The sequence below is a fragment of the Streptomyces sp. NPDC047315 genome, assembly GCF_040643215.1.
Lineage (GTDB): Bacteria > Actinomycetota > Actinomycetes > Streptomycetales > Streptomycetaceae > Streptomyces.
Genome location: NZ_JBEYTZ010000001.1, coordinates 83888 through 101634 on the forward strand (window position 1 = coordinate 83888; position 17747 = coordinate 101634).

Genomic DNA, 17747 nt, shown 5'->3' on the forward strand with positions numbered 1-17747 from the left:
CTCCCCGTTCCCCCGGAATGCGCCGGCCCCTCGGTCGGGGGGTCCGGACCGGTCCAGCGTATCCGGGGGTCGGGGCTTCCCGGCCGGCCGTGGGCAACGGCTCCCCGGCTACCGGCTGAGCTTCCGGAACCGGCCGACGGCCAGCGGGAAGAAGACCGCCAGCAGCACCAGCGGCCAGCCGACCGCGAGCAGCACCGCGTGTTCCGCGGGCCAGGAGCCTCCGACGGGCAGTCCGCCCAGGTCGCGCATGGCGTTCGCGGTCGCGGACAGCGGGTTCCACTCCACGACCGCGCCGAGCCAGCCGGGCATCGAGTCGGGCGAGGCGAAGGCGGTGGACAGGAAGCTGACCGGCCAGACGAGGATCTGGACCGCCTGGATCAGCTCCGGGCGCCCCGCCACCATCGCCAGGTGGATGCCGATCCACAGCATCGCGAACCGCATCAGCAGGAGCAGTGCGAAGCCGGCGACGAACGCCGGCCCGCTCCCGTCCCAGCGCCAGCCGAGCGCGAACCCGATGCCCGCCAGAAGCAGCAGCGACACCGTCGACTCCAGCATGTCGGCGAGGCTGCGGCCGACCAGGACCGCGGAGTCGGCCATCGGCAGCGAGCGGAACCGGTCGATGACGCCCTTGTTGAGGTCCTGCGTGACGTTCGTCATCGTCGATTCGAGCCCGAAGGCGACGGTCAGGGCGAGGATCCCGGGCATCAGATACGTGAGGTAGTCCCCCTGGACGCCCCGTCCGCCGCCCATGAGGTAGGCGAAGATGAAGAGCATCATCACCGGGAAGACGAGCGCGATCGCCACCTGCCACGGCATCCGGGCCCAGCGGGCGAGCTCGCGCCTGGTCATGGTCCAGGAGTCGGTCAGGAACGTCGACGTCATGCGGTGGCCTCCTTGGTGAGGTGCAGGAACACCTCGTCGAGCGTGGGGCGGCGGACGGTGATGTCCTCGGCTTCCAGCGACGCCCGCTCAAGGGCCCGTACGACCTCGGTGAGCGCGGCCATCCGGTCGGGGACGGGCGCGCTCAGCAGCCGGCGGTCCTCGTCGAGGGTCAGCCCGGCGTCGAAGGGCAGCAGGGCCGCGAGGACGGCGAGGTCGGCGGCGTCGCGCAGGACGACGTCGATGCGGTCGCCGCCGAGTTCGGCCTTGAGCTGGTCGGCGGTGCCCTCGGCGATCACGCGGCCGGAGTCGACGACGCTGATGCGGTCGGCGAGTTGATCGGCCTCCTCCAGGTACTGGGTGGTCAGCAGGACGGTCGTGCCGCCGCCGACCAGGGAGCGGACCGCGCCCCACACCTCGGTCCTGCCGCGCGGGTCGAGCCCGGTGGTGGGCTCGTCCAGGAACAGCACGTCGGGGTCGGTGATCAGGGACGCGGCCAGGTCGAGCCGGCGGCGCATGCCGCCGCTGTACTTCTTCACCGCCTTGGCGCCGGTGTCGGCGAGGCCGAACCGCGCCAGCAGCTCGTCCGCCCGCGCTCCGGCCCGGCGCGCGCCGAGGTGGTGCAGGCGGCCGAACATCTCCAGGTTCTGCCGGCCGCCCAACTCCTCGTCCAGCGCGGCGTGCTGGCCGAGCAGCCCGATCCGGCGGCGCACGGCGCCGGCCTCGGTCCGTACGTCGTGGCCGGCGACGCGCACCGTGCCCGCGTCGTGGCGCAGCAGGGTGGACATGATGCGGACGGCGGTGGTCTTGCCCGCGCCGTTGGGGCCGAGGACGCCGTGGACGGTGCCGCGGGCGACCGCGAGGTCCAGGCCGTCGAGGGCCTGCTTGTCCCCGTACCTCTTGCGCACTCCCTCGACGGTGATCACGTCGCCTGTCATGCGTCCGTACGTCCTTCCGGCAGGTGGCGGCGGTCCGCGCCGGCCAAGTAGTCAAACTTGACCAGCGGCGCACACCGTAACTACCCGAGGGGCTTCTAGTCAAACTTGAATAGAGAAAATCCCGGGATCGCCACCCGCTGCTGCTGCTTGACTACTTGTCGTCACCCTCGTGCGGAACGCCCGTCGCGTACGGGTTCACTTCGCCGTCGCCGAGCACCCCGACGAAGGGTTCGCCCTCACCTTTGAAGCTGTACGCGCCGCCTTCGATGCGTGCGATCAGATCGAGGGTCCACTCCTTGCCGAAGTCGGCGGAGGCCAGCCAGAAGTTCATGATCTCGCCGATGTGCCCGAACTGGCCGGGGCCCTTGGTCGGGTCGTAGTAGTCGGTCACCGAGGACCGCCAGCCCTCCATCGTCTCGATGCGCTTGCGCAACAGCGCCACGGCCTCGGCGCGCTCCAACTCGACGATGAAGCCCAGGGCCGCACTGAGGGACTCCTGCCTCTGGTTCCCCCAGTCGACCAGGGACTCGCGCAGCAGCCGGAAGAACTCCGCGGCGCCCTCGTCGGTGACCTCGTACTCCGTACGGGGCGGGCCGCCGGCCGTGGAGGGCGCGACCTCGTGGGCGAGCAGCAGCCCCTGCTTCGCCATCTGCTTGAGCGCGTGATAGATCGACCCGGGCTTGGCGTTGGACCACTCGTGCGCCCCCCAGTACTCCAGGTCGTTGCGGACCTGGTAGCCGTGGGCGCGTCCGTGCTGACGCACCGCCCCGAGGACCAGCAAGCGGATCGCTGACATGACGGACACCTTCTCCCCGAGCCTCGGGCCGGTCGCGGACCACCCAGGAGGCTCTTCAACTTTGACTAATCTATTCAATTTTGACTAGGGTCAGTCTATGGCCGAGAAGACGATCCCGCTGCTCCCATGTCAGGCGACGCTCCTCCCCACGGTGGTCGATTTCTACACCGCCCTCGGATTCACCACGACCTTCCGCCAGGACAAGCCGTACGCGTACGCCGTCGTCGAGCGCGGCGACGTCGAGCTCCAGTTCTTCGGGCTCAAGGAGTACGACCCGGCGGCCTCCTACTCCGGCGCCTACGTCCTGACGGACGACGTGGACGCGCTGCACACGGCCTTCCGGGCCGGGCTCAAGGCGGCTTACGGCAGGATCCCGACCCGGGGGCTGCCGCGCATCGGGCCGTTGAAGGACATGAGCTACGGGCTGCGGCAGTTCCTGGTCACCGACCCGACCGGGAACTCCCTGCGCGTCGGACAGGCGATCAGCGACGACCAGCACCACTCCCCCGTGCCCAAGGAGCGGTACGCCCGGGCGCTGCACCAGGCGGAGCTGTACGCGGACTCCAAGGAGGACCTGCCCGGCGCCGCACGGATCATCGACCGGGCCCTGGACCGGGCCGACGGCGCCAGGGAGGGTGCGGGTGCGGGTGACGGTGAGGAGGCCGGCCCGACTCCGGTGCAGCTGCTGCGGCTGCTGGTGCTGCGGGGCGACGTCGCGCAGCGGCAGGGCGAGGCCGGGCTGGCGGCGGAGCTGCTGACGCGGGCGGCCGGGGTCGCGCTGACGGACGACGAGCGGGCGAGTGCGCGGGACGCCCTGGCCAGGCTCGCCGATCTGACCGAGTGACGGACGCCGCCACGGACGCCGTCACGGACGCCGTCACGGATGCGGGCGAGCGGGCGGGGTCTCCCCCTGCCCGCTCGCCCGCGTTGGCATACGGCGCTGCGCGCGGCTACGCGGCTTCGCCGCCCTGCCCGTGCTCCAGCGCCACCAGGTCGAACGCGCCCTTGCCGTCCAGCGACTCCCGGATGATGTCGGCGTGCCCGGCGTGCCGGGCGAACTCCTCCACCAGGTGCAGCAGCAGCCAGCGCATGGACACGTCGCCCTTGGGGAACCACGGCGCGTCGGGCAGCGGGAAGGTGTCGTCCAGGCTGCCCACCGACCCGATGAACTCGGTGGTCTCCGCGGCGACCTCGTCCCAGAAGGCGAGCACGCCGGGGACGGTCTCGCCGTCCAGGAGCCGGAAGCTGTCGGCGTAGTTCTCCGGGGTGCTCTCCTGCTCGTCGGGCCGCTGCTGGGCCAGCCGCAGCCAGTGCCGCTCGGCCCCGGCGACGTGCTTCACCAGGCCGGACAACGACAACTCGCTCGCACTCGGCCGACTCGCGGCCTGCTCCTCGCTCAAACCGATGACGGAACGCCGCAACGCACCGCGCTGGGCCTCCACAAAACCGAGGAGCGCACCGCGCTCGTCTCCGTGAGCTTCCGCGGGAACGTGGGTGACCATGGTTTGTCCGCCTTCCGAACGCGACGATGAGCAGAGGTGGGCAGAGATGGGCAGCCGAGCCAAGGACGAGGCTTTCGCCCCCGTCGCGACACCGCAAACGCTATGCACCGTCTAGGTCAGGACATGGCCTAATGGCCGGCGGGTGGTGGCGGCGGCGGTCGCAGGCTGCCGCGGCGCCTGCTCTGCGGCGCGGGCACCGCCCGGAGTCCCGCAGAAGTTTCGCGAAGCAGCCCGTCCCGCCGCTCAGAAGGGGAACTGCGACCGGCCGTGCTGCACCGAGATCCACTTCTGGGTGGTGAACGCCTCGATCATCGACTCGCCGTTGAGGCGTCCGCTGCCGGAGTGCTTCTCGCCGCCGAACGGCACGATCGGCTCGTCGTGCACGGTCGAGTCGTTGATGTGGATCATGCCGGTGTTGATCCGCTTCGCCAGCGCCACCCCGCGCTCGATGTTCGCGGTGTGCACGGCGCCGCTCAGCCCGTACGGGGTGTCGTTGGCGATCCGCACCGCCTCGTCGTCCCCGTCGAACGGCACGATCAGCGCCACCGGCCCGAAGATCTCCTGCCCGAGCACCGGCGAGTCCGTCGCGAGGCCCGTGATCACGGAGGGCTCGACGAGGTTGCCGTCCGAGCCGCCGTGCAGCAGCGCGGTCGCGCCGGCCGCGAGCGTCTGGTCCACCAGCGCGGTGACGGCGTCCGCCTGGCGGGAGTTGATGAGCGGGCCGATGTGGGTGGTGGGGTCGGCCGGGTCGCCCACCTTCAGCGTCCGCACCTTGGCCACGAACTTCTCCGTGAACTCCTGCTCGACGCTGCGCGCGACCAGCACCCGGTTGGCCGCCATGCACACCTGCCCCTGGTGGACGAAGCGGCTGAAGACGGCGGCGTCGACGGCGTAGTCCACGTCGGCGTCGTCGAGCACGATCAGCGCGCTGTTGCCGCCCAGCTCCAGGATCGCGCGCTTGAAGTTCGCCGCGCACACGGTGGCGACGTGCTGTCCGACCTTGTCCGAGCCGGTGAAGGAGATCGCCTTGGGCACCGGGTGCTCGATCAGCGCGTCGCCGATCTCCGCGATGTCCGTGATCACCACGTTCAGCAGCCCGGGCGGCAGGCCCGCGTCCTCGAAGACCTTGCCGACCAGCGAACCGCCGCAGATCGGCGTGTTCTGGTGGGGCTTGAGGACGACGGCGTTGCCGAGCGCGAGCGACGGCGCGACGGACTTGATCGAGAGGAGGAAGGGGAAGTTGAAGGGGCTGATGACCCCGACCACGCCCACTGGCAGCCGATAGACCCGGTTCTCCTTGCCGTCGACGGGCGAGGGGAGGATCCGGCCCTCCGGCCGCAGCGCGAGCTGGATGGCCTCGCGCAGGAACTCCTTCGCCAGGTGCAGCTCGAAACCGGCCTTGATGTACGTGCCGCCCAGCTCGGCGATGATCGCCTCGGTGATCTCCGCCTCGCGCTCCTCGATGATGCGCAGCGCGTTCTCGAACACCGCCCGTCGGGCGTACGGATTGCTCTCGCCCCATGCCACCTGCGCACGCTCCGCAGCGCGATACGCCTGGTCCACCTCGGCCGCCGTGGCGACGGGGATCGAGGCGAGCTTCTCTCCGTTGAACGGATTGAAGTCGATGATGTCCCAGGAACCGCTCCCGGGCCTCCACTCGCCGTCGATGTACTGGTGGGCCAGCTCGGTGAACAAGGACATGGTGATCCGATTCCTTATCCCTCAGTTACCTCGGAAGCGCATGACTGGTGCGGTGCGGCGCGGTGCTGATGTGACGTCACTATACGGGCGCTTTAATCAAGTTGGAGTAGACCACGGCGATAAAAACTGTGGTGGACCAGACCTGTCGCGGTGTGACGAGGGGCGATGCGAGGAGGGGGGTGGCGACCCGCGGCGTGGCGCGGGGCTCAGCGGTCGACGGTGAAGCCGCTGCCGGAGGGCGAGGGCACCCGCCGACGGTCGGACGAGCCGTGACGACCGGACCGGCTCGGTTGCGTGGATCAGGGATACGGGAGACGAAGGCAGGAAAACGGGAATCGCGAAACGGGGAACGGGGAACGGGGAACGGGGATCAGGTGAGCTGGAGCAGACCGCGCAGCACGTCCCGGCTCTCCTCCGAGTCCGGGCTGTCCTCCTGGAGTCGGTGCAGCGCCCGCTCGTACTGGGCGACCTCCTCGCGCTTGTCCAGGTACAGCGCGCTGGTCAGCTGCTCCAGATAGACGATGTCGGAGACGTCCGACTCGGGGAACCGCAGCATGGTGAACGCGCCGCTCTCGCCGGAGTGCCCGCCGAAGCTGAACGGCATCACCTGGAGCGTGACGTTCGGCATCTCCGAGATCTCGATGAGGTGCTTCAACTGTCCCTGCATCACGGCCCGGTCGCCGTACGGCCGGCGCAGCGCCGCCTCGTCGAGCACCGCGTGCAGATGCGGCGCGCGCTCGGACACGAGCACCTTCTGCCGCTCCAGCCGCAGCGCGACGCGTCGGTCGACGTCGTCCTTCGGGGCGTCCGGGGTGCCGCGGGTGACGACGGCGTGTGCGTACGACTCGGTCTGGAGCAGACCGTGGACGAACTGGACCTCGTAGATGCGGATCAGCGAGGCCGCGGCCTCCAGTCCCACATATGTCTGAAACCAGCCGGGCAGCACGTCGCCGTACCGCTGCCACCAGCCCGCCACGTTGGCCTCCTTGACCAGGGCGAGCAGCGCTTCCCGCTCGGTCTCGTCGGCGACCCCGTAGAGGGTCAGCAGGTCCTCGACGTCCCTCGCCTTGAAACTCACACGTCCCAACTCCATGCGGCTGATCTTCGACTCTGATGCGCGGATCGAATAGCCGGCCGCCTCACGGGTGATGCCTCGCGATTCGCGCAGTCTCCGCAGCTGCGAACCCAACAAGATGCGCCGCACCACGGACCCGCCACCCGGGCCTTGCGCCCACGACTCGCCTGCGGTCACGACTCCGCCCCTCCCCTTCCATCGGTCTCTGCCTGTCGCCCAACGCGTCCGTCCGCACGTGTCGGCCCTCCGGTTCTTCAGTACAGCGTGGAGCATGCCCTAACCCCAAGTGCGGGATTCTGCCACCAAAACACTCCACCCTGTACTCGTTCGGTTACTGAAATGGGAAGCACTTGGGAAGCCGATGGAGCAGATGAGAGGAAGATATCGGCAGGAAACCTGATGAAAGCTGACACGGCAGGCACGTGCACGTGCATCTGCCCTTGCATCTGCCGTAAGCATTGGGAACCATGGTCCCGCGTACAGCGTGCCCGTTCGTGTTGAAGCGTCACAGCTGCGATTCCCGGGGGAGTGCCTCGCATGGGGACGAATGGATCGACCATGCTCAAGCCCTTAAGGCAGGGGCTTCCCCCCATTGATTCCGCACGGGCCGTCAGCTCGGCGTCCTGCTCGCTGCCCGGCCGCCACGAAGCGGTGCGCGCGGCACGGCAGTTCGCCAGCGCGACCCTGCGGGACTGGGAACTCCAGGAGCGCTACGACGACATCGCCCTGGTCGTCTCCGAACTCGTCACCAACGCGCTGCGGCACGCCCTGCCGGACGAGCCCGCGCACGAGACGTACGAGACGTACGACGCACCCGTGCGGCTGCATCTGATGCGCTGGCCGGGCCGGCTGGTGATCGCGGTGCGCGATCCCAGCCCCAAGAGCCCGGGGGCGCACTTCGAGACCGACGCCGCCACCGTCGCGTACGACTTCGACACGGACGGCTTCGGCGCGGACGGCGCTGCGCCACAGGGGCTGGCGTCGCAGGGCCTGGCGCTGCTCCCCGAGTCGTGCGACACCGCAGAGTCTGGCCGGGGGCTGTTCCTGGTCGACTCGTTCAGTGACAGCTGGGGATGGCATCCGCTCGCCGGAGCGCTGCACGGCAAGGTCGTGTGGGCGCTTTTCAGGCTGGCTTGAGCGGTTGGGCCGGCGGCGCGAGCCGACCGGCCGAAGCGGGCCCGCCCCCTGGGGAGCGGGCCCGCTTCCTTGTCCGAGTGGGCGGTCAGTACGCGGCCGGGCCGCCGTCAGTCCGCCATCAGGTGGTCGAACTCCCCGTCCTTCACGCCCAGGATCATCGCTTCGATCTCGGCGGGCGTGTAGATGAGCGCGGGCCCCTCCGGGTGGCGCGAGTTGCGCACCGCCACGCCGCCACCGGGCAGCTTGGCGAACTCCACGCAGGAGCCCTGGGAGTTGCTGTGCCTGCTCTTCTGCCAGACGACCCCGGGAAGCTCCGTGGCCGCCATGCCGTTGTACGCGTGGTGCACGTGTAGCTCCCGAGGTACAAGGTGCATGTGTCAACTGTCGGGGATCATAGCTGTGTTTCGCGTGCGAATGCGCGAGCATCCGCACGCGCAGATGCACGTGCACGCGGGGTATTGCCTCGGTTACGCATCGAACGGTCCCGCTCGGCGCTCGAAGCGCCGGCCGGTGGAGCCCCCGTGCACTGGATGAGACGCGGAGCGAGCCCCGCAGGCTCCAGTTTCCACGTAATAGTCGACGACGAGCACGACGACGCGCGACGAGAGGCCGCCGAGTGTGGTCATTCCACCAACACCCGTCACGACAGCCTCAGCGTGCTTCTCAGGCCGCAGGGGAAAGCGCTTGTGCATCGACACGGGCCGATGCTTTCCGACTGCGGCATGTGATCCGCACACGGAGTGGTGATCTGAGTACGCCGACGGATGCCGACCCCTCCCCCGTGCCGCAAACTGCCGATGACACCGGGCAGGTCGGGCACGTCGAGCACGTCGAGCGGGTGCTGGTCGGCCGAAGAGACGGGCTGAGCCTGGGCTGAGCCCCACCAACCACGCCCCCTATCTCTTCGCCTCCGCCGCGAACACCTCCGTGAACTCCTCCAGCGCCCGGCCGATCTGCGTCGTCGCCGTGTCCAGTACGTCGTGGCCGTCGTCCTCTTGTTGGGGCGGGGACTGTGCCGCCCACTGCGTCAGGGCGTCCTCCACCCCGTCCCAGCGCGGCACCCGGCGTTCGCGGATCGCTCGGGCCGCGCGCTCGCCGTCGTGGCGCAGCGCCTGTGCGAGGGTCGCGGCGGCGGGGACGGGGGCGTCTTCGTGGGCGGGTAGGTGGGCCTCCAGCAGCATGGCGCCGCGGCCCAGTTGGGACAGGGCTTCGCCGGCGGCGTCCGCGGCGGTTCGGGACAGGCCGCGGCTGCGGACGGGTTCGTTGGCGGCCCGCTTCAGGGCGTCCTGCCAGGCCACCCGGGCGTCCCGGGCGGCCAGCAGCGCCTGTCGGATGTCCTGCTTCGCCTCGTCCGTCTCGGCGGGGCGGGCGTAGTGGTCGACGACGGCGGCGACGTACCGGCAGTCCGCCTTCAGCCAGTCGGCGAGGCGGTTGCGCAGCCGCGGCGTCTCCCAGGCCGGGTAGACGGCGTACGACAGCATCGCCAGCAGCCCGCCGATGAGGGTGAGGACGATGCGTTCGGGCACGGTCTGGCCGGCCTCCTCGCCCCCCATGTGGAGCAGGAAGACGACGTAGGCGGAGATGCCGACGTTGGCGGCGGCGTAGCCGGTGCGCAGGACGAGGTAGGTGGCGAAACCGCAGGCCACGGCGAGGGCGGCGGACTGGTAGGGGCCCGGGTTCGCCGCTTCCGCGACGGCGGTGGCGAGGCCGACGCCGACGAGCGTGCCGCCGAAGCGGGCGACGGAGCGGGCGTACGTCTGGGAGAAGTCCGGCCGCATCACCATCACCGCGGTCATCGGCGCCCAGTAGCCGTGGCCGAGGGGCAGCGCGGCGCCGGCGAGGTAGCTGGCGACGACGACCGCGGCCGAGCGTTCGGCGTGCCGCAGCACCGGTGAGCCGCGGCGCAGTTCGGCGCGGACGGTGCGCAGTGCGGACGGCAGCAGGCGCAGCAGGGAGGGGCGGGCGCGGTGCCCGTCGGCGGTGCCCTCGCCGCGGGCGGTCTCCGTGACGTCCGCGAGCAGCGCGGCGAGGCGGAGCGCGGCCCGGCGCGGCGGGCCGGTGAGCACGGCGCCGGTGTCGGGGGTGCGCAGCGCGGCGAGCGCGGGCGCGGGCAGGCGTACGGGTTCGCCGTGCCGTACGGCCTGGGCGGCGGCGTCCAGCACGGTCGCGGCGGCGGCGAGGAGTTCGCGTACCCGGGCCCGTTCGGGGCCCTCCTCCGGGACGCCGACGCAGGGGTCGGCGAGTGAGGCCAGTACGGGCCGGATGCGTTCGGCGATGCCGCGCGTGCCGTGCAGTTCGGCGGGGCGGCGGCGGGCCTGGCGCGGACTGACCGCGGCGGCGCTGCGGGCCAGCATCAGCGGCGCCGGGTCGAACGGGGCGACGGGGTCGTGGCGCAGCCGGCGCGCGTAGTCGGCCTCCGCGGCGAGGGCGTCGGCGAGCGCGTCGCGCTGCGCGCCCCAGGGGCGTACGGGGAACAGCAGGATCAGCGCGGCCTGGACGAGCCCGCCGGCGGCGATCACCGCGGCGTGGCCGGCCGCGGCGGCGACGGAGGTGGGCAGGGTGATGGTCACCAGCATGATCGCGACGTTGGAGGAGGCGATGATGCCGACGGTGGGCCCGAGCGCCCAACCGAGCCCGGCGCCGAAGGTCCACACGGCGATGAGCGCGCCGAAGAGCGCGGGGTGGCCGGCCGCGAGGTAGCCGACGAAGGTGGAGACGGCGAGGCTGCCGCCGGACGCGAGCGCGAGCACCGGCCGGGGCCGCCAGGAGCGTTGGAAGGTCGCGATCACGGCCTGGAAGGCGCCGAAGGCGGAGCTGACGGCGACGAGTGGCCCGAAGAGCGCGAGGGTCCCGATGACGACGATCGCCAGACCGGCCGCGCCGCGCAGCGCGACGAGCGGTTCGAGCCCCTGTCGTTCGACGGTGAGTCCCAGGCGCGCGGTCTCCTTCAGCGCGCGAAGCCAGGTCATGGAGGGAGGCTATATCGGGGCATACGGTACGGGTCGCCCTGGCGGCGCCGTGTGCGGTGACGGCGTCCGCGGCGTCGTCCATGACGCCGTGTGTGATGGTTTGCGACCAACCCCAAAATAAGTGTTGGACAGTGACGGGCGGAGGGCACAGACTGCCGGGCATGTCAGGTGCCGATCAACATTCGCCCCTCAGCGGGCTGCGCGCCCTCGCGCACCCCCTCCGGCTGCGGCTGCTCTCCCTGCTCACGGGTGCGCCGATGAGCTCCGCGGAGGCGGCCCGGGAGCTCGGGGAGTCCCAGGCGAACGTCAGCTATCACGTCCGTCAGCTGCACGCCGCCGGGCTGCTCGACCTGGTCGAGGAGGCGTCCGTACGGGGCGGGCGCGCGAAACGGTACCGGCACCTGCCCGACAGCGGTGAGCGTCTGCCCGTCGGATCCGGCGCGGACCACCGCGCCGTCGCGGCCGTCCTCGCCGACGAGCTGGTCCGGCGCAGCCGCGAGCGACTGCCGGGCGCGGCGGGCGACTTCACCGACGCCGAGCTGACGATGGCGCCGCAGTCGTGGGAGCGGGTGAAGGCGCTGGCGGCGGAGTTGGGCCGGGTGATCCACGAGGAGGCGCTGGCGCCGGGGACGGCGGGGGCGGTACGGGTCAGCGCGACGGTGATGCTGTTCCCGATGGTGGGACGGGGCGACGAACGCGACACGCCCGAACCGGACGACCCGGACGACGAGGCGGCGCCCCGCGGTGGCGCCCGATGAGCGACTCCCCCGCCCCCACGGCCGTGACCTCGGTGTTCGCCCCGCTGCGGCACCGCCCCTTCCGCTGGCTCGTCACCGGCCGCACCCTCACCCAGCTCGCCAACGCGATGGCCCCGATCATCCTGGCCTTCGCCGTGCTCGACCTGACCGGCTCCGCGATCAGCCTCGGGCTGGTCGTCGGCGCGCGGTCCGTGGCGACGGTCGTCCTCGTCCTCTTCGGCGGGCTGCTCGCCGACCGGCTGCCGCGGCCCCTGATCCTCCAGGGCACCAGCGCCGCCGCGGCGCTCTCCCAGGCCGCCGTCGCCGCGGTCCTGCTGCTCGGCACGTCCTCCGTACCGCTGCTCGTCGTGCTCAGCGTGGTCAACGGCGCGATGTCCGCGATGTCGATGCCGGCGACGGCGGCGCTCGTGCCGCTCGTCGCGCCGAAGGACATGCTGCGCAGCGCGAACGCGGTGACCCGCATGGGGGTCAACCTGGGCATGATCGTGGGCGCCTCCTTCGGCGGAGTGCTCGCGTCGCTGCTCAGCCCCGGCTGGGGCATGGCGGTGAACGCGGCCGTCTTCGCCTGCGCCGGCCTCGCGTACCACGGCATACGGCTCCCCCGCCGCCCGGCGGACGACGCCGGGCCCGAGTCCGAGCCGGCGCCCCAGCGGGCCCGTCCGCTGGCCGAACTGGTCGAAGGCTGGCGCGAGTTCACCTCCCGCACCTGGGTGTGGGTGATCGTCGCCCAGTTCTTCGTCGTCAACGCGGTCGCCTCCGGCGGCATCCACGTCCTCGGCCCGACCATCGCCGACGACACCTTCGGCCGCACCGCGTGGGGGCTCGTCCTCGCCTCGCAGATGGTGGGCGCGTTCATCGGCGGCTTCGTCGTGGCCCGCTCGCGCTCGCGCCACATGCTGCGCATCGGCGTCGCCGTGATCGCCCTCGACGTGCTGCCGCTGATCGCCCTGGCCGAGGCGGCGCCGGTCGCGCTGCTCGTCGTCGCGATGTTCGTGAACGGCATGGCGATCGAGCAGTTCACCGTCGCCTGGGACCTCTCCCTCCAGGAGAACGTCCCGCCGGACCGGCTCGCCCGCGTCTACTCGTACGACATCCTCGGCTCCCTCCTCGCCCTCCCTGTCGGCGAGATGGCCGCGGGTCCGCTCGCCGAGCGGTACGGGATGCGCGCGACGCTGCTGGGCGCGGCGCTGCTGAGCCTGGCGGCGACGGGGGCGGCGCTGTGCAGCCGCGACGTCCGGCAACTGACGGTGCGGCCGGCGCAGGTGGTGGCACAGGGCGCGCCGCAGGCTTCGCCGGCGAAGCCTGCGGAGCCGGCCGCGGAGCCGGACCGCCCGTGACGTCGCGGGCGGGCCCGCGCCCCCCTGGCGCCGCGGTTTCCCTGCGAGAACATTGGCCTCCGCAGCCCGGTGGTGGGCTGATCGCACAGTTCCCCGCGCCCCTAAACCCACCCGCCGTTGCCCTACAGGAGCACTGGTCTCCACAGCCCGCCTGCAGTTGCTCGCCCACGATCCCGCAGATGGGCGACGGGGGAGGCACAACAGGGGCGCGGGGAACTGCGCGAGAACCACCCACCGGCCCGCAGCAAGCAACGTGCCTGACGGACTACGGCGGGTGGGCTTTGGGGGCGCGACGAGCTGCGTGAACGGCACACCACCGGGTCGCAGAGGGCGCGGCGCCGGGGCTACTCGGGGCGCGGCTCCTTCAACACGTACGCGACCAACGCGTTGGCGTGGCCGTGGCCCAGGGTGTGGTCGGTCTTGAGCCAAGCGACCAGTTCCGAGTGCTTGGTCAGAGGGGAGGCGCGGATGAGTTCCAGCCACTCCTCAACCGGACGTCCGTACTTCTTCTCGATCGACGGGAAGTAGCTCGCGGGGCCCTTGGGCCCTCCCGTGGTGTTCTCGCTCATCGCGCTCCTCACTCCTCATTCCGTCGCCCCGGCAATCGCCGCGTGATCACCCGATATGACACGTGTCACGAGTCGAACTCATCGATGTTTCCGAGTGTCACACTGTGCGACATGTCACACGATCACGCCAGCAGCAGCCCGGTTCTCAGCGTGGGCGAGCGCGACGCCGAGTTGAGCCGGCGTCTGTCCGACGGGCTCGACGAGGTGAACTACCCCGCGACCGGGACGACCGCCGCCGACCAGACGAGCCTGTCGGTGAAGGTGGTGGACGCGGCCGGGGACGTGGTCGCCGGGTTGACCGGCTGGACGTGGGGCGGGCTGCTCGGCATCGAGATGGTGTGGGTGCGCGAGGACAGCCGCGGCGACGGCTGGGGCAGCAGGCTGCTCCTCGCCGCCGAGGAGGAGGGGCGCCGGCGCGGCTGCGACCGGGCGTGCGTGTCGTCGTTCACGTTCCAGGCGCCCGGGTTCTACCAGCGGCACGGCTACGTGGAGACGGGGCGGACGCTGGGCTTCCCGGGCGGCGCGGAGGACGTGCACATGTTCAAGGAGTTCGACCGGTCCGCGTGATACGAGCATCACCGTGTCGCCCCGGGGCGGCCCGGGGATGACCACCTCTCCGACGATTCCGGGGAGGCACGTTGAGACGCGGCAGCAGCAAGGTCGTGGCATTGGCCGCGGTGGTGGCGACGGCGGCGGTGGGGCTCAGTGCTCCGGTGACCGCCGCGGAACGGCCGACCGCCGCGGAACGACCCACCGAACGGCCCTCTGACCAGGCCCGCGCCGCCGAAGCCGGCCCGCGCGGCGACGGCACGCACGGCGACGGCCCGCGGATCGTCCTCGTCACCGGGGACACCGTCGTCCTCGACCGCAGCGGCGGGGTCGCGGAGATCGAGCCCGGCCCGGGCCGCGAGCGTATCCCCGTGCAGGTCAGCCGGCACGCTGACCGTACGCTCGTGATACCCGCGGACGTCGAACCTCTCATCCGTACGGGCCGGTTGGACGAACGGCTCTTCGACGTCACGGAGTTGAGCCGCCCCGAGTACCGCGAGCTGGGCCCGGGGCTGCCGTTGATCATCCGCCACCAGGGCGAGGCGAAGGCGTCGAAGGCCGCGCTCAGCAAAGCACTCGGCAAGGCACTCGGCACCGCCGACCGGCTGGGCCGCGAGTTGCCCGTGGTGAACGCGCGGGCCGTACGGGTCGCGGACGCGGCCGGCGCCGCCCGCGTGTGGGCTGCGCTGACGGACACCGCCGGCGCCCAGCGACGGGCCGCGCCGGGCGTCGAGAAAATCTGGCTGGACCGCGTGCGGCGAGCGGGGCTGGACCGCACCACCACGCAGATCGGCGCGCCGGCCGCCTGGCAGTCCGGTCTTGACGGCCGGGGCGTGAAGATCGCCGTGCTCGACTCCGGAGTGGACGACACCCACCCTGACCTCGCCGGCCGCCAACTCGCCGAACGGAACTTCACCGGAGCGCCGGATGCCGTGGACCGCCTTGGCCACGGCACGCACGTCGCGTCCATCGCCGCCGGCACGGGCGCCAAGTCCGGCGGCAAGTTCAAGGGCGTTGCCCCCGCGGCGAGTTATCTGGACGGGAAGGTGCTCCATGACAGCGGCTACGGCGTCGACTCCGAGATCCTCGCCGGCATGGAGTGGGCGGTGGCGCAGGGCGCGGACGTGGTGAACATGAGCATCACCGGCAATGACTACCCGGGGCTCGACGTGTTGGAGGAGGGCGTCAACCGACTCACCGCCACCAGCGGAGCCCTCTTCACCACCATTGCCGGCAACAACTACGACGACGGCATCGACTCCCCCGGCAGCGCGGAGGCCGGCCTGACCCTCGGCGGGGTCGACCACTCGGACGTCCTGATGCCCATGTCCGACCGCGGCCCGGCCCGCGGCGACGGCGGCTTGAAGCCCGACGCCACCGCACCCGGCGACAACGTCGTGGCCGCGGCCGTCGGCGCGGGCGACCCCGCGGCACCGGGATACGTCGCCAAAACGGGTACGTCCATGGCTGCACCGCACGCGGCCGGCGCCGCCGCGCTGCTGAAGCAGAAGCACCCGACGTGGCGGGCCGGGGCGCTGAAGGGCGCCCTCGCCGGCTCGGCGAAGCCCGGCCCGTACACCGTCTTCGAGCAGGGACACGGCCGGATCGACGTGGCCGCGGCGCTCGCCCGGACGGTGCTCGTGGAGAGCCCGCCGCTCTCCTTCGGCCGGCAGTCGTGGCCGCGGCACGACGACGCACCGGCGACGCGGAAGGTGACGTACCGCAACACCGGCACCGCGCCGGTCACCCTGGATCTCGCGCTCACCGGCGCCGGACCGGACGGGAAGCCCGCGTCGCCGGGCGTCTTCACGGTCTCCGCGGACCAGGTCACCGTCCCGGCCGGCGGCACCGCGAGCGTCGACGTGACCGCGAACGGCAAGGTGAGCACGGCCGACGGACTCTTCACGGTGCAGCTCGCGGCGACGGGCGGCGGCCAGACGGTCCGCGCGCTCGGCTCCCTGGACCTGGAGGTCGAGTCGTACGACGTCACCGTCAAGCACATCGGGCGGGACGGTCAGCCGAGCCTGAACCACCAAACCGCTTTGACCGGCCTCACCGGACTCGCGCGGACCAAGCGTTTCCGCGTCGACGAGTCCGTACTCCGGCTGCCCCGCGGGAACTACTTCCTCGACGGCCAAGTGCGCACCGGCACCGGGCCGTGGTCCTACGACCTGATCAGCCAGCCCCGGCTGGTGGTCGACCGGGACACCACGGTGACCGTGGACGCCCGCACCGCCCGGCCGGTGCGGATCACCGTGCCGGACACGGCGGCGACGCTGGCGCGCGCGGAGCTGAGCCGGTCGATCGACGTCGACGGGCAACAGATCAGGGACAAATGGGATTTCGGCTCCTTCGACGACGTGCGCACCGCGCACCTGGGCCCCGCGCTGCCGAGCGGCGACCGCGCGGCGTTCGGCTTCCACGGCGTGTGGCGCAAGGGCCCCGCGGAGGCGTACCAACTCGCCTTCGCCGCCGGCGGATCCACCCTCCCCGCCGGCTTCACCCAGGACCTGAAGCCCGCCGATCTCGCCACCCTGCGCGGCGAGTTCGGTGCGTCGACGGCCGGGCTGTACGGCGTCCCGCGGTCCGATGCGGTCCTCGACGGCGGCAGCCGGGACCGGTTCTACCACTACCTCGACGGGTTCGACCTGCCCGGCCCGTACACCCTGCACGTCAACGCCCGCGGCGTCCGCTGGAACCTCTCGCTCCGGCAGTACGACCCGCAGGACCGCGGCGCGGACCTGCACACCGGCCTGCGCCGGTACGCCCCCGGCAAGGCCACCCCGGTCCGGTTGGGCGTCGGCGTCTTCGGCCCGGGCGTCGCCCCGAACCCGTCCCGGCCGGAGGTACGCAGCGGGCTCACCCGGACCGGCGACGTGATCAGCGGCTGCCTGCCGATGTTCGCTGACGGGCCGGGCCGTTGGGGTCAGGCGCCGGCGGACGCGTACGTCACGACCCTGCACCGCAACGGCACTTCGGTCTTCGACGGCCCGGGCTCGCTCTGCGACACCCCGCTGACCGTGCCGGCTGACCGCGCCGAGTACCGGCTGAGCACGACGGAGACCCGCAGCGGCTTCACCTCCGTGTCGACGAAGGTCACCACCGAGTGGACGTTCGCCTCGCAGCGCGCCGCGGCCACCGTCGACCTGCCCGTCTCCACGGTTCGCTTCGCCCCCGCGCTCGCCGCGGACTCCACCGCACCGGCCGGCGCGACGGCCCGCGTCCCCGTCACCGTCGAGGGCGCGGCGGCGGACGTCGGCGTACGTTCCCTGACGGTCCGCGTCAGCTACGACGACGGGCGTACGTGGACGAAGGCGCCGCTCGCCGACGGAGCCGTGACCGTCACCAACCCGGCGGCGGGGCGGGGCGTCGCGCTCCAGGCGGAGCTGGTCGACAAGGCCGGCAACACGCTGAAGCAGACCATCCACGACGCGTACCGCGGGCGCTAGGCCGTGTCTGACAAATCCCGTCTGGGCCGCGGCCCCCGCTCTCAGGGGCGGACGACGCTATTTGTCAGACACGACCTAGAGGGCCTGA

15 protein-coding genes are annotated in these 17747 nt (G+C 71.7%); 6 read left to right on the forward strand and 9 right to left on the reverse strand.

Going from position 1 to position 17747, the window contains the following annotated elements:
- Window positions 1-108 precede the first annotated feature (108 nt).
- From ABZ842_RS00370 to ABZ842_RS00380, 3 genes are all read right to left on the reverse strand, one after another.
- Window positions 109-882 (reverse strand): ABC transporter permease, encoded by a 774-nt coding sequence (locus tag ABZ842_RS00370; RefSeq protein ID WP_361529110.1) that lies wholly within the window; start codon window positions 880-882, stop codon window positions 109-111.
- The gene (locus tag ABZ842_RS00375) at window positions 879-1817 is read right to left on the reverse strand and encodes an ATP-binding cassette domain-containing protein (RefSeq protein ID WP_361529113.1); all 939 of its coding nucleotides are present in this window, start codon (window positions 1815-1817) and stop codon (window positions 879-881) included. The genes ABZ842_RS00370 and ABZ842_RS00375 overlap by 4 nt, the downstream gene beginning before the upstream one ends.
- Before the next feature lie 151 nt (window positions 1818-1968).
- Entirely contained in the window at window positions 1969-2613 is a 645-nt protein-coding gene (locus ABZ842_RS00380; RefSeq protein WP_361529116.1) for a PadR family transcriptional regulator, read from the reverse strand.
- A gap of 97 nt (window positions 2614-2710) precedes the next feature.
- Between ABZ842_RS00380 and ABZ842_RS00385 the strand changes: the two genes are divergently transcribed.
- Window positions 2711-3457 carry a VOC family protein gene (locus ABZ842_RS00385; protein ID WP_361529119.1) on the forward strand — a complete coding sequence of 249 codons (747 nt, stop codon included), beginning with the start codon at window positions 2711-2713 and terminating at the stop codon, window positions 3455-3457.
- Between the two features lie 106 nt (window positions 3458-3563).
- Here the strand turns inward: ABZ842_RS00385 and ABZ842_RS00390 are convergent, their stop codons facing one another.
- From ABZ842_RS00390 to ABZ842_RS00400, 3 genes are all read right to left on the reverse strand, one after another.
- A complete protein-coding gene (locus ABZ842_RS00390) occupies window positions 3564-4115 on the reverse strand; it encodes a DinB family protein (RefSeq protein WP_361529122.1) in 552 nt (183 codons plus the stop codon).
- A gap of 243 nt (window positions 4116-4358) precedes the next feature.
- Window positions 4359-5816 (reverse strand): aldehyde dehydrogenase family protein, encoded by a 1458-nt coding sequence (locus tag ABZ842_RS00395; protein WP_361529125.1) that lies wholly within the window; start codon window positions 5814-5816, stop codon window positions 4359-4361.
- A 370-nt stretch (window positions 5817-6186) separates the two neighbouring features.
- Entirely contained in the window at window positions 6187-7068 is an 882-nt protein-coding gene (locus tag ABZ842_RS00400; protein ID WP_361529128.1) for a helix-turn-helix transcriptional regulator, read from the reverse strand.
- Between the two features lie 360 nt (window positions 7069-7428).
- Between ABZ842_RS00400 and ABZ842_RS00405 the strand changes: the two genes are divergently transcribed.
- Window positions 7429-8028: an ATP-binding protein gene (locus ABZ842_RS00405; RefSeq protein ID WP_361529130.1), complete on the forward strand. Its 600-nt coding sequence runs from the start codon at window positions 7429-7431 to the stop codon at window positions 8026-8028.
- 107 nt (window positions 8029-8135) lie between these two features.
- Here ABZ842_RS00405 and ABZ842_RS00410 read toward each other — a convergent pair whose 3' ends face one another.
- Together ABZ842_RS00410 and ABZ842_RS00415 are read right to left on the reverse strand one after the other, a co-directional pair.
- Window positions 8136-8375, reverse strand: coding sequence for a DUF397 domain-containing protein (locus ABZ842_RS00410; protein WP_361529945.1), 240 nt, complete (start codon window positions 8373-8375; stop codon window positions 8136-8138).
- A gap of 549 nt (window positions 8376-8924) precedes the next feature.
- Complete coding sequence (locus tag ABZ842_RS00415) at window positions 8925-10997, reverse strand: FUSC family protein (RefSeq protein ID WP_361529133.1); 2073 nt, start codon at window positions 10995-10997, stop codon at window positions 8925-8927.
- A gap of 161 nt (window positions 10998-11158) precedes the next feature.
- Between ABZ842_RS00415 and ABZ842_RS00420 the strand changes: the two genes are divergently transcribed.
- Both ABZ842_RS00420 and ABZ842_RS00425 read left to right on the forward strand, forming a co-directional pair.
- Window positions 11159-11755: a helix-turn-helix domain-containing protein gene (locus tag ABZ842_RS00420; protein WP_361529136.1), complete on the forward strand. Its 597-nt coding sequence runs from the start codon at window positions 11159-11161 to the stop codon at window positions 11753-11755.
- Complete coding sequence (locus ABZ842_RS00425; RefSeq protein WP_361529139.1) at window positions 11752-13092, forward strand: MFS transporter; 1341 nt, start codon at window positions 11752-11754, stop codon at window positions 13090-13092. The genes ABZ842_RS00420 and ABZ842_RS00425 overlap by 4 nt, the downstream gene beginning before the upstream one ends.
- Before the next feature lie 344 nt (window positions 13093-13436).
- Here ABZ842_RS00425 and ABZ842_RS00430 read toward each other — a convergent pair whose 3' ends face one another.
- Complete coding sequence (locus ABZ842_RS00430; protein WP_361529142.1) at window positions 13437-13661, reverse strand: DUF4287 domain-containing protein; 225 nt, start codon at window positions 13659-13661, stop codon at window positions 13437-13439.
- A gap of 111 nt (window positions 13662-13772) precedes the next feature.
- Here ABZ842_RS00430 and ABZ842_RS00435 point away from each other — a divergent pair, with 111 nt between their 5' ends.
- Together ABZ842_RS00435 and ABZ842_RS00440 are read left to right on the forward strand one after the other, a co-directional pair.
- Window positions 13773-14228, forward strand: coding sequence for a GNAT family N-acetyltransferase (locus tag ABZ842_RS00435; RefSeq protein ID WP_361529145.1), 456 nt, complete (start codon window positions 13773-13775; stop codon window positions 14226-14228).
- Between the two features lie 71 nt (window positions 14229-14299).
- A complete protein-coding gene (locus ABZ842_RS00440; protein ID WP_361529148.1) occupies window positions 14300-17659 on the forward strand; it encodes a S8 family serine peptidase in 3360 nt (1119 codons plus the stop codon).
- Window positions 17660-17747 lie beyond the last annotated feature (88 nt).

What these genes read in the sequence shown, in the direction of transcription:
- ABZ842_RS00370 (WP_361529110.1), bottom strand. Translation starts at nt 882, where the DNA reads ATGACGTCGACGTTCCTGACCGACTCCTGGACCATGACCAGGCGCGAG.
- ABZ842_RS00375 (WP_361529113.1), bottom strand. Translation starts at nt 1,817, where the DNA reads ATGACAGGCGACGTGATCACCGTCGAGGGAGTGCGCAAGAGGTACGGG.
- ABZ842_RS00380 (WP_361529116.1), bottom strand. Translation starts at nt 2,613, where the DNA reads ATGTCAGCGATCCGCTTGCTGGTCCTCGGGGCGGTGCGTCAGCACGGA.
- ABZ842_RS00385 (WP_361529119.1), top strand. Translation starts at nt 2,711, where the DNA reads ATGGCCGAGAAGACGATCCCGCTGCTCCCATGTCAGGCGACGCTCCTC.
- ABZ842_RS00390 (WP_361529122.1), bottom strand. Translation starts at nt 4,115, where the DNA reads ATGGTCACCCACGTTCCCGCGGAAGCTCACGGAGACGAGCGCGGTGCG.
- ABZ842_RS00395 (WP_361529125.1), bottom strand. Translation starts at nt 5,816, where the DNA reads ATGTCCTTGTTCACCGAGCTGGCCCACCAGTACATCGACGGCGAGTGG.
- ABZ842_RS00405 (WP_361529130.1), top strand. Translation starts at nt 7,429, where the DNA reads ATGGGGACGAATGGATCGACCATGCTCAAGCCCTTAAGGCAGGGGCTT.
- ABZ842_RS00415 (WP_361529133.1), bottom strand. Translation starts at nt 10,997, where the DNA reads ATGACCTGGCTTCGCGCGCTGAAGGAGACCGCGCGCCTGGGACTCACC.
- ABZ842_RS00420 (WP_361529136.1), top strand. Translation starts at nt 11,159, where the DNA reads ATGTCAGGTGCCGATCAACATTCGCCCCTCAGCGGGCTGCGCGCCCTC.
- ABZ842_RS00425 (WP_361529139.1), top strand. Translation starts at nt 11,752, where the DNA reads ATGAGCGACTCCCCCGCCCCCACGGCCGTGACCTCGGTGTTCGCCCCG.
- ABZ842_RS00430 (WP_361529142.1), bottom strand. Translation starts at nt 13,661, where the DNA reads ATGAGCGAGAACACCACGGGAGGGCCCAAGGGCCCCGCGAGCTACTTC.
- ABZ842_RS00435 (WP_361529145.1), top strand. Translation starts at nt 13,773, where the DNA reads ATGTCACACGATCACGCCAGCAGCAGCCCGGTTCTCAGCGTGGGCGAG.